Here is a 14525-nt window from a genome sequence, read left to right as displayed (position 1 = left end):
ACCCCAGAGGTGATGACCATGAATCTTGCTGACCTGACCCGGCGTAGCGGTCTGGACGTGCTGGAACATCTGGAGCGGCAGGTGACGATCCCGGTCGTCGACGGGCTACAGGCCCAGGGCGACCTGATCGTCATCCCGCTCGGGATGCTGGACGACGTCACCGTGGCCGCGCACGCGCGGTGGCGCCCGGTGCCGCCGACCGGGGTGGAACTGCTGCGCGGCGCGGGCGGCGGCAACCCGCACACGCTGGTCGCCGATCCCGGCGCCTGCCAGTGGACGGTCGACGTCCGGGACGACCAACTGCTGGCCATCGGCGTACTCCGGGCGATTCGGCCGGCGTACCTCATTCATCCGGAGCACGGCGGGAGCGGCATCGCGCCCGGTACCTACCTCGTCCGCCGGCAGCGGGAACGCGCCAACCAGCGGGGAGTGCAACTGATCGCGGACTGAGGCCACACGGGGGGCCGTCAGCCGTACGCGCGGGAAGGTCGACCTGACCCGCGGAGCACGGGGTGCGTCCCGATTGGAGGGGCGCACCCCGTGCGGTTCCGGATTCCCTGTCGGTGGTCTGCGGTACGTTCCCGCCCATGCTGGAGGGGCTGGCCCGGATCGCGGTCCGGCGGGGACAGCGGGCAGCTCCGGCGCGCCGGGCGGGACGGAGGTCACATCACCGGTATGTCCGATAAACCGCTCGTAGGCGCTGATTCCGGGAGGTGATCCGCGAGGTGAGCGGGGCGGGCTCACCCGACGTTGACGTAACGTCACGGTATGTGGGATATGGGGTGGTGGCGGCGGACAGCCCGGTTCCACCCCTATGCCCTTGATGCCGCTGCCGCCGTCGGGCTGTTCGCGATCAGCATCGGCGAGCCGCTGGTGGACCCCGCCCCCACCCGGGGCGAACTGAACGCGGGCGAGATCGCGTTCAGCGCGCTCGTCTGTACCGCCGTCGCGCTGCGCCGCCGCTGGCCGCTGCCGGTGCTCGCGTTCTGTAGTGCCGCCACGGCGGCGTCGATCGCGTTCGGCGCCGCGCGCAACCTCGCCACCTTCGCGGTCGTGATCGCCGTCTACACCGTCGCCGTGACGACGAACCGGGCCACCGCAGTCATCGCCGGCACCTTCACCGCCCTGCTCCTGGTCGTCGGGGCCGTCTACTCCTCGTCCAAGGGGTCCTGGCTCGACTCGGAGAAGATCGTGCTGGCCCTCTGGAGCGGGCTGGCCACCGCCGTCGGTGACGCCGTCCGCAACCACCGGGACTACATCGTCGCCGTCGAGGAACGCGCCACCAGGGCCGAGCAGAGCCGGGAGGAGGAGGCCCGGCGGCGGGTCGCCGAGGACCGGCTGCGGATCGCCCGGGACCTGCACGACGTGATGGCGCACAACATCGCCCTGATCAACGTCCAGGCCGGGGTGGCCGGACACGTGCTGCGTACCAATCCGGAGGCGGCCGAGCAGGCACTCGGGCACGTACGGCAGGCGGGACGGGCGGCGCTGGACGAACTCGGGACGGTGCTGGGCGTACTGCGCCAGTCCGACGACGCCGCCGCGCCGACCGAGCCGGCCCCCACCCTGAACCGGCTACAGGAACTGGTCGACTCGTTCCACGGGACCGGGCTGGCGGTGAAGTGGCGGCTGTCGGGCCAGCCGTACCCGCTGGCGCCGGCGGTGGACCTGGCCGCGTACCGGGTGGTGCAGGAGGCGCTGACGAACGTGCACAAACACGGCGGCGAGTCCGCGCAGGTCCGACTGGGGTACCAACCGGACGAGCTGACCATCGTGGTCGAGAACGACGCCCGGCCCGGACAGCCGGCGGCCGACCCGGCGGCGGGCACCGGGCACGGGCTGCTCGGCATGCGGGAGCGGGTGACGGCGGTCGGCGGCACGATGCACGCCGGGCCGGTGCCGGGCGGCTTCCGGGTACGGGCCGTGCTGCCCGCGCGGCAGGAGAGCTCATGACGATCCGGGTGCTGCTGGCCGACGACCAGAACCTGATCCGGGCCGGATTCCGGGTGCTGGTCGACTCCGCCCCGGATCTTGAGGTGGTGGGCGAGGCGACCACCGGTCTGGAGGCGGTCGCGCTGGCCCGGACGACGCGGGCCGATGTGGTGCTGATGGACATCCGGATGCCGGATCTGGACGGCCTGGGCGCAACCCGACAGATCACCGAGGACGAGAACCTGTCCGGCGTACGGGTGCTGATCCTGACCACGTTCGAGGTGGACGAGTACGTCCTCCAGGCGCTCCGGGCCGGCGCGAGCGGCTTCCTCGGCAAGGGTGTCGACCCGGCCGAACTGTTGGACGCGATCCGGGTGGTGGCGCGGGGGGACGCGCTGCTCTCCCCGGTGGCCACCAAGGGCCTGATCGCCCGGTTCCTGTCCCAGCCGGAGGATTCCGCCACCGTGCCGGCACGGCTGGATCTTCTCACCGAGCGTGAGCGCGAGGTGCTGATACTGGTGGCCGCCGGGCTGTCCAACGACGAGATCGCCGAACGGCTCGTGGTCTCGCCCCTGACCGCGAAGACGCACGTCAACCGGGCGATGACCAAGCTCGGCGCGCGGGACCGGGCCCAGCTCGTGGTGATCGCGTACCAGAGCGGTCTGGTACGCGCCAGCGACCCGCCGTCACGTTGAGTAAGCAGTCCGATATACCACCTTCGTAGTACGTCAGGTGTCTACGGGCAGATGACGACGCACACCCCGAGCAAAAGCGATGGTTGACCCCATGCGCCGCTGCACGCGGCACCGCCCCGTGGAGGAGCAGCCGACCATGATCGAAGTCAAGAACCTGGGCAAGCGGTACGGCGACAAGGTCGCCGTCGACGATCTGAGCTTCACCGTACGGCCCGGCATCGTCACCGGCTTCCTGGGTCCGAATGGTGCTGGCAAGTCCACCACCATGCGGATGATCGTCGGTCTGGACGCACCCACCTCGGGCTCGGTGACCGTGAACGGCCGCCGGTACGCCGACCACGCCGCGCCACTGAACGAGATCGGCGCGCTGCTGGAGGCGAAGGCGGTACACACCGGGCGGTCGGCGTACCACCACCTGCTCGCCATGGCCGCCACCACCGGAATCCCGAAACGCCGGGTGGACGAGGTGATCGACCTGGTCGGCCTGCACGAGGTCGCCCGCAAGCGGGCCGGCGGCTTCTCCCTGGGCATGGGCCAGCGCCTCGGCATCGCCTCCGCGCTGCTCGGCGACCCACACACGGTCCTGCTCGACGAGCCGGTCAACGGGCTCGACCCCGAGGGCGTGCGGTGGATCCGCAACCTGCTCAAGGGGCTGGCCGCCGAGGGTCGTACCGTTTTCATCTCCTCGCACCTGATGAGCGAGATGGCGTTGACCGCCGAACACCTGGTGGTGGTCGGCAGGGGCCGCCTGATCGCGGACGTGCCGATGGACAAGTTCTGCGAACTGTCCTCCGGCAGTCGAATCCGCGTCCGCTCCCCGCAGTCGCACCTGCTCAGCGAACTGCTCGTCGGCCCGGACGTGACGATCAGCAGCGCCGAACGCGGCGTGCTGGAGGTCTCCGGGCTCAGCACCGAGCAGATCGGTGAGCGGGCCGCCCTGGCCGGCGTCACCCTGCACGAGCTTTCCGTGCAGCAGGCCTCGCTGGAGGAGGCGTTCATGGAGCTGACCCACGACTCGGTCGAGTACTCCGCGACCAGCCACGAGCCCGTACTCGCCGGAAAGGCGGCCTGATGAGCACCGCGATCCTCGAACCCCGGCTGGCGGCCACCACCGCCACGCCCCGTACGCGCACCGCCGCGCCCGGTCGGGTCACCCTCGCCCGCGTCGTCCGCTCCGAATGGATCAAGCTGCGGTCGCTGCGGTCGACCGTGGCCGGTCTGCTCGCCGCCGCCGCCATCGTGGTCGCGCTCGGCCTGCTCTTCACCGGGGTGGTGTCCGGCAGCATCGGCGGTGAGTCGATGGACCTCGGTCCCGGCGGCACCAGCGACCCGGTCGGCTCCAGCCTCGGCGGGGTACAGCTCGGCCAACTGATCGTCGGCGTGCTCGGGGTGCTCTTCGTGGCCAGCGAGTACTCCACCGGCATGATCCGGGCCACGCTGGCCGCCGTACCCCGGCGACTGCCGGTGCTGTGGGGCAAGTCGATCGTGTTCGGCGGGGTGACCCTGGTCGCCATGCTGGTCGCGGTGCTGGCCGCGTTCTTCGGCGGCCAGGAGATCCTGGGCGCGCAGGGCGTCAGCGTGCTCGACTCGGGCGTGTTCCGGGCGGTGATCGGCGGAGCCGTCTACCTGACCGGCGTCGGCCTGCTCGGCGTGGCCCTCGGTGCGCTGCTGCGCGGGACCGCCGCCGCGATCGGTGCCCTGTTCGGTGCCATGCTGGTGGTGCCCGGTCTCTTCCCGCTGCTGCCGAGCAGTTGGAACGACGCGGTCGGACCGTACCTGCCGTCGCACGCCGGGGAGTCGTTCATGGCGGTCACACCGGGCGCGGGCATGCTCGGCCCGTGGGCCGGACTGGCGGTCTTCGCCGGCTACGTCGTGGCCGCCCTCGCCGCCGCCGCGATCATGCTCAAGCGCCGCGACGCGTAACGGACACGAATCCTGAGCAATCGGCGAGCCGCACCGATCCGACGACGATGCCCCCGAACCTAACCGGGTTCGGGGGCATCGTCGTCGTTTGCCGCCTATCGGCGCGTACCCCGGACCGGACATTGATCTTCGTCTTGCAGAACATCAAGAGGCATCAATGCTACTAACCGGGACATTCTTTCCTTAAGGATCACATCAACTTTTGGTTGCGGGTACAAAAGTTTTACGACCCAGTACGTAACTTTCGCTTTACACGACCGTCATCAATGCCTAGTCTTCGATGCCAAGGGTCGCCGGATGCGGGGGTGGCGTGGATGACGGACGCACACACAGCGGCGATGGACGGCGCATCCGACCAGGTCATGCTGCGAATGAGCGGCATCACCAAGCGGTTCTTCGGGGTGACCGTGCTCGATCGGGTCGATCTCGAATGCCACCGTGGCGAGATCCACGCCGTGATGGGCGAGAACGGCGCCGGCAAGTCGACACTGATGAAGGTGCTCGTCGGGGCGTACCAGCCGGACGACGGGACAATAGTGATCGACGGCGCCGAGGTGCAGTTCGGCCACCCCCGGCAGGCCCTGGAAAAGGGCGTCAGCATCGTGCACCAGGAACTCAACCTGCTGCCCGAGCGGACCGTCGCGGAAAACATCTTCCTCGGCCGGGAACCACGCCGACGGCTCGGCGTCGACCGGCGCGCGATGGAGACCGCCGCCACCGAACTGCTCGCCACCCTCGGCGCCGCCGACGTCATCGCCGCGCGTACCCCGGTCGGCCGGCTGCCGGTCGCCCAGCAGCAACTGGTCGAGATCGCCAAGGCGCTCTCCTTCGAACCCCGCATCCTGGTGCTGGACGAACCCACCGCCGCGCTCTCACCGCACGAGGTCGACGCGCTGTTCGCCCGAATCCGACGACTGCGCGACAACGGCCTGACCGTGCTCTACATCTCGCACCGGCTCAAGGAGATCTTCGACCTGACCGACCGGATCACCGTACTCAAGGACGGTCGGCGGGTCGACACCGTGGACACCGCGCGGGTCGACACCCGCCGGCTCGTACAGCTCATGGTCGGGCGGGAACTCGACCACTACTTCCCGCCCCGGGCCACACCGGAGCAGGTCGGGGCCACCCGGTTGGCCCTGCGCGGCGGTGCCGCCGGCATCCTGCACGACGTCGACCTCGAACTGCGGGCCGGCGAGATCGTCGGCCTGGCCGGGCTGGAGGGGTCGGGCCGCACCGAACTGGCCAAGCTGCTCTTCGGCGCCACCCGGCTGGCCGCCGGCACGCTGACCATCGACGGGCGGGCCCGTACGCTGCGCTCGCCCCGGCAGGCGATCCGGTGCGGCATCGGCCTGCTGACCGAGGACCGCAAGAGCGAGGGCCTGGTGCTGCCGCTGTCCGTACGCGACAACAGTCTGCTCGCGATCCGGGCGATGGGCTCGGCCGGTCGGCGCGGCACCGGCGGCACCCGGGCGACCACGGCCTCCGTACGGGACCTGCTGGAGCGGGTGCAGTTGCGCGGCGGCGCCCCGCACCGGGAGGTGCGCTACCTGTCCGGCGGCAACCAGCAGAAGGTGGTGCTGGCCAAGTGGCTGGCCACCGGCGCGACCGTACTGATCTTCGACGAGCCGACCCGGGGAATCGACGTCGGCGCCAAGGCCAGCATCCACGAGCTGATGCGCGAGCTGGCGACGAGCGGGGTGGCGATCCTGATGATCTCCTCCGAACTGCCCGAGGTGATCGGGATGGCCGACCGGATAGCGGTGATGCGGCACGGCACCATCGCCGGCACCCTCCCGGCCGGTGCCAGCGAGGCCGAGATCATGCTGCTCGCCACGACGGAAGGCGCCGCCCGATGACCGCGCAGACCCTCTCCCCCACCCTCGGCCGGACCGGGGTGATCCGCGGCGGTTTCGCCAGCGCCCCGGTGTGGCTCGTCTTCGGCGGCGTCTTCGCCGTGGCCTGGTTGCTGGTCGAACTCGACGGCGGCGACTTCCTGACGGTCAGCAACCTACAGAACATGGCCGTCCGGTCGGTGGCGCTCGGCCTGGTGGCGGTCGGCCAGACCATCGTCCTGATCGGTGGCTCGCTGGACCTGTCGGTGGCGTACACCGTCGGCGTCACCGCCGTCGCGGCGTCCTTCGTGATGCAGGGCGACCCGGACCGGATGGTGCTCGGCGTGCTGGTCACGCTCGCCCTCGGGGTGGTGATCGGACTGGTCAACGGGCTGGTCATCACCGGTCTGAAGGTCAACGCCTTCATCGCCACGCTGGGCACCTCGCTGGTCATCAGCGGCATCCTCAACGCCCTGTTCACCAACTTCACCGGGTCGGTGCCGCGCGCCTTCCAGGGGCTGGGCTACAACGCCGTCGGACCGGTGCCGGTCTCGGTGATGCTGCTGCTGGCCGTGGTCGGCGGCGCCTGGTGGGTGCTGCGGCACACCCGGTTCGGCTACCACCTCTACGCCGTCGGCGGCAGCGAGGAAGCCGCCCGGCTGTCCGGCGTACGGTCCGCGCGGGTGATCGTCACCGCCCACGTGCTGTGCAGCGTGACCGCCGTACTGACCGGGTTGTTCCTGGTCAGTCGGCTCCGCTCGGGTGCACCGTGGGTCGGCACCGACGGCGGGTACGACCTGGAGTCGATCGCCGCGGCGGTGGTCGGCGGTACGGCACTCGCCGGTGGCCGGGGCACCGTGGCGGGCACCCTCGCCGGGGTGCTGATCCTGGCCGTCATCGACCAGGTGTTCAACCAGTACGAGGTGAACGCCTTCCTCAAGACCCTGATCCGGGGCGTCATCATCGTCGGCGCGGTCGCCCTGTACGCGCTGCGCACCCAGCGGGACGAGGCGGGACTGTGAGCGTCACCGAGCAACCGGCTCCGGTCGTACCGTCGAAGGAGGCCGCCGGGCGGCGGGCGGTGACCGCACTGCGGGCCGTGCCCCCGATCTGGATCATCCTGCTCGTCGTGATCGCGGTCCTGACCTGGCGCAACCCGGTCTTCATCGAGCCCGACTCGTTCGTCGGCTTCCTGCGTCGCTCGGCCCCGCTGGCGATCCTCGCCGCCGGCCAGGTCTACGTGATCATCTCCGGCGAGTTCGACCTGTCGGTCGGCGCGCTGGTCACCGCCGTCGTGGTGGTCGCCGCCCAGCTCTCCGACGGCGACCCGGCCAACACCTGGTGGCTGATCGGCCTGCTGCTGGCCGGCGGGGTGCTGGTCGGCCTGGTCAACGGCGTGGTCACCACCCGACTGCGGGTGCCGTCGTTCATCGCCACGCTGGGCATGCTGCTGGTACTCAACGGTGCGGTGTTCCTCTGGTCCGGTGGCGCGCCGCGCGGATCGCTGGCCGACAACTTCCGGCAGCTGGGCCGGCGCGGCATCGAGGGCCTGCCCGGCCTGAACATCCTGCCGTACGCGCTGCTGGTCCTCGTCGCGGTCGGGGTCGGACTGTGGCTGCTGCTGGGGCACAGCCGGTTCGGCCACCAGGTCTACGCGGCCGGCGGCAACCAGCGCGCCGCCGCCCTGTCCGGAGTGGACGTACGCCGGGTGCGTACGACCGCGTTCGTCATCTCCGCGCTCTGCGCGGTGGTGGCCGGCATCCTGCTCGGCGGCGCCACCGGTGTGACCGCCGAGGCCGGGGTCGGCTACGAGTTCCAGGCCATCGCCGCCGTCGTGCTCGGCGGCGCGGTGCTCGGCGGCGGGCGCGGCAGCGTGGGTGCGGCGATCGCCGGCGCGCTCACGTTGCAGGCCCTCTTCTCACTGCTCAACCAGTTCGGCCTTGCCCAGTCGCTCCGGCAGGTGGTGCAGGGCGTGATCATCATCGGCGCGGCCGCGTACGCGGCACGCAGGATGCGCCGATCGGGCTGACCACGGCGGGTCAGGTCCCATCCGCAGTTCCCGAACCGGAAGGAGAAAGGCCCGATGCGTTCCACCACCACACTGCGCCGCGTCGCGCTCGGCGCGGCGGCGGCGCTGGCCCTGGCCGGCTGCAACTCCACCGCCCCCGACGACGGGGCGGAGGGCGACGGCGGACCGGCCGGCAGCGGCACCGGCAGCCAGTCGTCGTTCTTCGTCCAGGCCGACTACGACGAGCAGATCAGCCAGCGGGACGTGGCCGCCACCGGCCCGGCCGACTCGCCGTGGTTGCAGGCCATCGCCCCGCAGCTCACCGACACGGCGAAGTTCACCAAATCCGGCCCGCACACCATCTGCTTCTCCAACGCGGCGGTGAACAACCCGTGGCGGCAGGTCGGCTGGACCACCATGCAGGCCGAGGCGAAGCTGCATCCGGGGGTCACGCTCACCGCGGTCGACGCCGAGGGCAAGGACGAGAAGCAGATCAGTGACATCGAGGGGCTGATCGCCGGCAAGAAGTGCAGCGCGCTGATCGTGTCGCCGAACACGACCAAGGCGCTCACCCCGGCGGTGGAGAAGGCGTGCGCGGCGGGGCTGCCGGTGGTGGTCTTCGACCGGGGCGTCGAGACCGACTGCCCCACCACCTTCATCCACCCGATCGGCGGGTACGCGTTCGGCGCGACCGCCGCCGAGTTCCTGGTGGAGAAGGTCAAGAAGGGCGGGAAGATCCTCGCCCTGCGCATCCTGCCCGGCGTGGACGTACTGGAGACCCGCTGGTCGGCGGCGAAGGTGATCTTCGACCAGGCGGACGCGAACGTGGTCGGGGTGGAGTTCACCGACGGCGACGCGGCCAAGGTGAAGACCATCGTGAACGACTACATCGAACGGTTCGGCTCGATCGACGGAGTCTGGATGGACGCCGGTGCCACCACGGTCGCGGCGATCGAGGCGTTCGAGGACGCCGGCGCGGAGATCCCGCCGATCAACGGCGAGGACCAGCAGGACTTCCTGAAGATCTGGCAGGAGAAGAAACTGACCGGGATCGCCGCGACGTACCCGACCTACCAGTGGCGTACGCCGGTCATCGCGGCGCTGGACATCCTCGCCGGCAAGCAGGTGCCGAAGGAGTGGGTGCTGCCGCAGCCGACCATCACCGACGCCAACCTGTCCCAGTACGTGTTGCCGGACATGCCGCCGCTGCACTACGCCCTCTGCGGCTGCGAGAAGATGCCCGGCTTCCCCACCGTCTGGGGCGGTAAGTAGCCACGTCGTCGGCCGGGCCCGGCGGTGGCACGCCGCCGGGCCCGCACCCACCGGAAGGAGCACCGTGTACGCCATCGGCGCCAACACCTGGATCTGGGTCTCCCCGCTCACCGACGAACGGCTCGCCGCGCTCGCCCCCCGGATCGCCGCCTGGGGCTTCGACACGATCGAACTCCCGATCGAGTCGCCGGGCGACTGGGACCCCGGACGTACGGCGGACCTGCTGGCCTCGCTCGGACTCGGCGCCACCACCTGCGCGGTGATGCCGCCCGGCCGGGACCTGGTGACCGACGACCCCGACGTGGCCGCGAACACCGCCGACTACCTGCGGACCTGTGTCCGAGCGGCGGCCCGGATCGGCGCCCGGGTGGTCGCCGGGCCGATCTACGCCCCGGTCGGGCGGACCTGGCACCTCGACCCGACCGGCCGGCGGACGACGATCCGGCGGCTGGTCGAACGGCTGCGCCCGCTCGCCGACGAGGCGGCGGCCCACCGGGTCACGCTCGCCCTGGAACCGCTGAACCGGTTCGAGACGAGCCTGGTGAACACCGTCGAGCAGGGCCTGGAGGTGGTGGAGGCGGTGGACAGCCCCGGTCTCGGGCTGGCGCTGGACACGTTCCACCTGAACATCGAGGAGCGCGACCTACCCGCCGCGTTGCGCCGCGCCGGTCGTTGGTTGGCGCATGTGCAGGTCTGCGCGAACGACCGGGGTGCGCCCGGCAGCGACCATTTCGACTGGCCCGGAATTGTCGACGCGTTGGCCGAGGTGGGTTACGCGGGGCCGCTGTGCATCGAGTCGTTCACGTCGGAGAACCGTACGATCGCGACCGCGGCGGCGATCTGGCGACCACTCGCGCCGACTCAGGACGAACTGGCGACCGGGGGACTGGCGTTCCTGCGCGCGTTGCTGGCCAGGCGGGAGACGCCGGCTCGGGCCGCGAACTGACCGGCGCCGACAGCCCGGCCGCCCGGCGATCAGTGTCGCCGGGCGGCCACCACCTGCGTGTTTGTTCTATCCACAGTGGAGAAATGAAAATTAGGACATTGACTTTTGACGATTGATAACGGCAGCCTGGTGGAGCGAAACGAATGCGTGGGGGACGGTCCCCCGTTCGGCGACGCGTTCCAACGACCACCACCACCGCCCGCCGAAAGGAGACGGCATGCGTCGCCGTTTCTCAGCATTGGTCACCCTGTCCGCAGTGGTCCTCACGTTCTTCGTACTACCGGCCCGACCGGCAGCGGCCGCACCGTTCCGCGCGCTGCTCTTCTCCGAGACCGCCGGCTACCGGCACGACTCGATTCCGGCCGGCATCACCATGTTCAACCAGCTCGCGGCCGAGAACGGCTTCACCGTCGTCGCCTCCGAGGACTCGGCGGTCTTCACCCCGGCCAACCTCGCCACCTTCGACGTGGTGATCATGTTCCAGACCTCCGGCATGGTCTGGGACAACGACGCCCAACGCCAGGCGATCCAGGGGTACGTGGCCGCCGGCGGCGGCATCGCCGCCATCCACAACGCCACCGACATGGGCATCGACACCACCTACCCCTGGTGGGACAACCTGGTCAACGGCGGCGCGCACATGCCGGAGCACTCCCCCGGCGTACTGCCCGGCACGGCCAACGTCGCTGACAAGGCACACCCGTCGACGGTCGGCCTACCGGACCGGTGGAACCGCAGCGAGGAGTGGTACAACTTCGACCGCAACCCGCGCGGCAACGTACACGTGCTGGTCACCGCAGACGAGCGGACGTACAACCCGGGCGGGGCGGCGATGGGCGCCGACCACCCGATCTCCTGGTGCCGGGAGGCCGAGGGCGGCCGGGTGTGGACCACCGCCATGGGTCACGCCGCCTCCTCGTACAGCGAACCGCTGTTCCGTCAGCACCTGCTCGGCGGGGTGCAGTGGGCCGCCGGGGACAAGCCCGGCGACTGCGGCGGTACGGTCTGGGGCAACTTCGAGAAGGTGGCGCTGGACGAGAACACCGTCGACCCGATGGCGGTCGACATCGCCGCCGACGGTCGTGTCTTCTACGCCCAACGCGGCGGACAACTGAAGATCTTCAAGCCGTCGAACAACTCCACGGTCACCGCCGGCTCATTGAGCGTCTACACCGGCGGCGAGGACGGTCTGGTCGGGATGGCCCTCGACCCGAACTTCGGCACCAACAAGTGGATCTACCTCTACTACTCGCCGTCGGCCGCGACCACCGACATCAACCGGCTGTCCCGGTTCACCGTCAACGGCGACACCCTCGACCCGGCCAGCGAACGGGTTCTGCTCGACGTGCCGGCGTACCGGTCGCGGACCAACCCGGAACCCGGCCACACCGGCGGGTACGTCGCCTTCGGCCCCGGCGGCAACCTCTATCTGTCGGTCGGCGACGACACGCCCCCGAACTACGACCCGGCCTGGCAGGGCTACGCGCCGCTGGACTGGCGCTCGGGCCGCTCGTTCCTGGACGCGGCCCGGTCCGCCGGCAACACCAACGACCTGCGCGGCAAGATCCTGCGGATCCACCCGGAGGCCGGCGGCACCTACACCATCCCGAGCGGCAACCTGTTCGCCCCCGGTACGGCGAACACCCGGCCGGAGATCTACGCGATGGGCTTCCGTAACCCGTTCCGCTTCCAGGTGGACCCGCAGACCGGCTGGATCAACATGGCCGACTACGGCCCCGACCGGGGCGGTCCGACCACCAACCGGGGCCCCGAGGGGCTGGTCGAGATCAACGTGATCAAGCAGGCCGGCAACTTCGGCTGGCCGTTCTGCCACGGCAACAACCAGGCGTACGCGCCGTACAACCCGGACACCGGAGTGGTCGGGGCGAAGTTCAACTGCAACGCCCCGGTCAACAACTCGCCGAACAACACCGGGCTCACCACCCTGCCCCCGCTGGTCCAACCCCAGGTCTGGTACGGCTACGGCGTCTCGCCGCAGTTCCCCGAGCTGGGCGAGGGCGGCGCCGCCCCGATGGGTGGACCGGTCTACCGGTACAACGCCGCGTCCACCTCGCCGACGAAGTTCCCCGCGTACTACAACGGGGTGCACTTCTTCTACGAGTGGGCCCGCAACTACGTCAAGGAAATCCACTACGACGCCAACGGCGCCCTGGTGAAGATCAACCCGTTCCTGCCGAGCGCGTTCTTCAACAAGCCGATGGACATGCGGTTCGGACCGGACGGCTCGCTCTACGTACTGGAGTGGGGAGCGAACTTCGGCGGCGGCAACAACGACTCCGGGCTCTACCGGATCGACTATTCCAGCGGCGACCGGTCGCCGATCGCCAAGGCCACCGCCACCCCGAACAACGGCCGTACGCCGCTGACCGTGCAGTTCTCCAGCGCCGGCTCGTACGATCCCGATCCGGGTGACGTCATCACGTACGCCTGGGACTTCGACGGGAACGGCAGCACCGACTCGACCGCGGCCAACCCGTCGCGGGTCTACACCGCCAACGGCAACATCACCGCCCGGCTGACCGTCACCGACAACACCGGCAAGAGCGCCTTCGCCAACGTACCGATCACGGTCGGCAACACGGCACCGACGGTCACCATCACCGGGCCTCCCAACGGCGGCATGCTCGACTTCGGCCAGCAGGTCGGCTACAGCGTGTCGGTGAGCGACCCGGAGGACGGCGCGGTCAACTGCACGCAGGTCTTCATGAACCCCGCCCTCGGGCACGACGACCACCAGCACCCGACGAGTGACTACGCCGGCTGCTCCGGCACCGTCTCCACCGAACTGCTCGGCGGGCACCCGGACGGGGCGAACCTGTACTACGTACTCAACGCCCGCTACCAGGACAACGGCGCCGGGTCGGTGGCCCGGCTGACCGGCTACGCCAACACGATCCTGCAACCGAAGCACAAGCAGGCCGAGTACTTCACCGGCCAGTCCGGCATCCGGGTGATCGACCAGGCCGGGGCGGAGAGCGGCAAGCGGATCGGCGACGTCAGCAACAACGACTGGATCATGTTCGATCCGATGAGCGTGCAGGGGATCAACTCGGTCAGCTACCGGCTGTCCAGCCCGACCGGCGGTGGCTCGATCGAACTGCGGGCCGACTCGCCCACCGGTCAACTGCTCGCCACCGCACCGGTGGCCGCCACCGGCGGCTGGGACACGTACGTCTCCCAGCCCGCCGTACCGGTCAGCGCCCTGGCCGGTACGCACAGGCTGTACATGGTGTTCAAGTCGTCGGTCGAGAACAACTTCGACCTCGACTCGTTCACCTTCGGCGGCGCCGGTGTCGGCACCACCCCGTCGGGTGGCATCGCCGGCCGGACCTGGACGCTCACCGCCACGCACAGTGGCAAACTCGCCGACGTCAACGCGCAGTCCACCGCCGACGGTGCGGTGGTGCACCAGTGGGCGGCGACCGGCGGCACCAACCAGCGCTGGCAGGCGGTCGACGCCGGCGGTGGCACGGTGCAGCTCAGGGCCGTACACAGCGGAAAGTGCATGACGGTGACCGGCGCGGGCACCACCAACGGCACCGGAGTCACCCAGACCACCTGCGGCACCGCCGCAAATCAGCGGTGGCAGCCGGTGGCAACATCCACCGGCGTGTACGAGTTCCGAGCCGCCCACTCCGGCCTCTGCCTCGACGTCAACGGCAACTCCCTCACCGACGGCGCCACCCTCATCCAGTGGTCCTGCGGCGCCGCCGCCAACCAACGCTGGCGCCTAACCCAGGTCTCCTAACCCCACCCCACCCCCCGCGCCGCCGCACCCCCACCCCGTCGATCTAGGGCAAATACGTGTGATTAGAGATCATCTAACACGCATTTGCCCTAGATCACGGGCGAGGGGGGCGGTGGCGCGGGGGGTGGGGTCACGTGGGGGGCTC

Annotated in this window: 11 protein-coding genes; all 11 read left to right on the top strand. The window is 70.1% G+C overall.

Annotated elements, in window-relative coordinates:
* Window positions 1-18: 18 nt before the first annotated feature.
* The 11 genes from OG792_RS12740 (at window position 19) to OG792_RS12690 (ending at window position 14380) form a co-directional block, all read left to right on the top strand.
* On the top strand, window positions 19-450 hold the full coding sequence (locus OG792_RS12740; RefSeq protein ID WP_329109647.1) for a hypothetical protein: 432 nt from the start codon (window positions 19-21) through the stop codon (window positions 448-450).
* 318 nt (window positions 451-768) lie between these two features.
* The gene (locus OG792_RS12735; RefSeq protein ID WP_329109646.1) at window positions 769-1953 is read left to right on the top strand and encodes a sensor histidine kinase; all 1185 of its coding nucleotides are present in this window, start codon (window positions 769-771) and stop codon (window positions 1951-1953) included.
* Window positions 1950-2627 carry a response regulator transcription factor gene (locus OG792_RS12730; RefSeq protein WP_329109645.1) on the top strand — a complete coding sequence of 226 codons (678 nt, stop codon included), beginning with the start codon at window positions 1950-1952 and terminating at the stop codon, window positions 2625-2627. The genes OG792_RS12735 and OG792_RS12730 overlap by 4 nt, the downstream gene beginning before the upstream one ends.
* A 136-nt stretch (window positions 2628-2763) precedes the next feature.
* Window positions 2764-3699 carry an ABC transporter ATP-binding protein gene (locus OG792_RS12725; RefSeq protein ID WP_329109644.1) on the top strand — a complete coding sequence of 312 codons (936 nt, stop codon included), beginning with the start codon at window positions 2764-2766 and terminating at the stop codon, window positions 3697-3699.
* A complete protein-coding gene (locus OG792_RS12720; protein ID WP_329109643.1) occupies window positions 3699-4550 on the top strand; it encodes an ABC transporter permease in 852 nt (283 codons plus the stop codon). The genes OG792_RS12725 and OG792_RS12720 overlap by 1 nt, the downstream gene beginning before the upstream one ends.
* Before the next feature lie 314 nt (window positions 4551-4864).
* A complete protein-coding gene (locus tag OG792_RS12715; protein ID WP_329109642.1) occupies window positions 4865-6409 on the top strand; it encodes a sugar ABC transporter ATP-binding protein in 1545 nt (514 codons plus the stop codon).
* On the top strand, window positions 6406-7407 hold the full coding sequence (locus OG792_RS12710; RefSeq protein ID WP_329109641.1) for an ABC transporter permease: 1002 nt from the start codon (window positions 6406-6408) through the stop codon (window positions 7405-7407). The genes OG792_RS12715 and OG792_RS12710 overlap by 4 nt, the downstream gene beginning before the upstream one ends.
* Window positions 7404-8414: an ABC transporter permease gene (locus tag OG792_RS12705; RefSeq protein ID WP_329109640.1), complete on the top strand. Its 1011-nt coding sequence runs from the start codon at window positions 7404-7406 to the stop codon at window positions 8412-8414. The genes OG792_RS12710 and OG792_RS12705 overlap by 4 nt, the downstream gene beginning before the upstream one ends.
* 54 nt (window positions 8415-8468) lie before the next feature.
* Window positions 8469-9665 (top strand): ABC transporter substrate-binding protein, encoded by a 1197-nt coding sequence (locus OG792_RS12700; protein WP_329109639.1) that lies wholly within the window; start codon window positions 8469-8471, stop codon window positions 9663-9665.
* Window positions 9666-9729: 64 nt separating this feature from the next.
* On the top strand, window positions 9730-10611 hold the full coding sequence (locus tag OG792_RS12695) for a sugar phosphate isomerase/epimerase family protein (protein ID WP_329109638.1): 882 nt from the start codon (window positions 9730-9732) through the stop codon (window positions 10609-10611).
* Window positions 10612-10828: 217 nt separating this feature from the next.
* A complete protein-coding gene (locus OG792_RS12690) occupies window positions 10829-14380 on the top strand; it encodes a ThuA domain-containing protein (RefSeq protein ID WP_329109636.1) in 3552 nt (1183 codons plus the stop codon).
* Window positions 14381-14525: the final 145 nt, after the last annotated feature.

This window comes from Micromonospora sp. NBC_01699, assembly GCF_036250065.1.
In the GTDB taxonomy this organism is placed as follows: domain Bacteria; phylum Actinomycetota; class Actinomycetes; order Mycobacteriales; family Micromonosporaceae; genus Micromonospora_G.
Note: the sequence above shows the minus strand (reverse complement) of the source record. Positions and strands in the feature narration are given on the sequence as shown.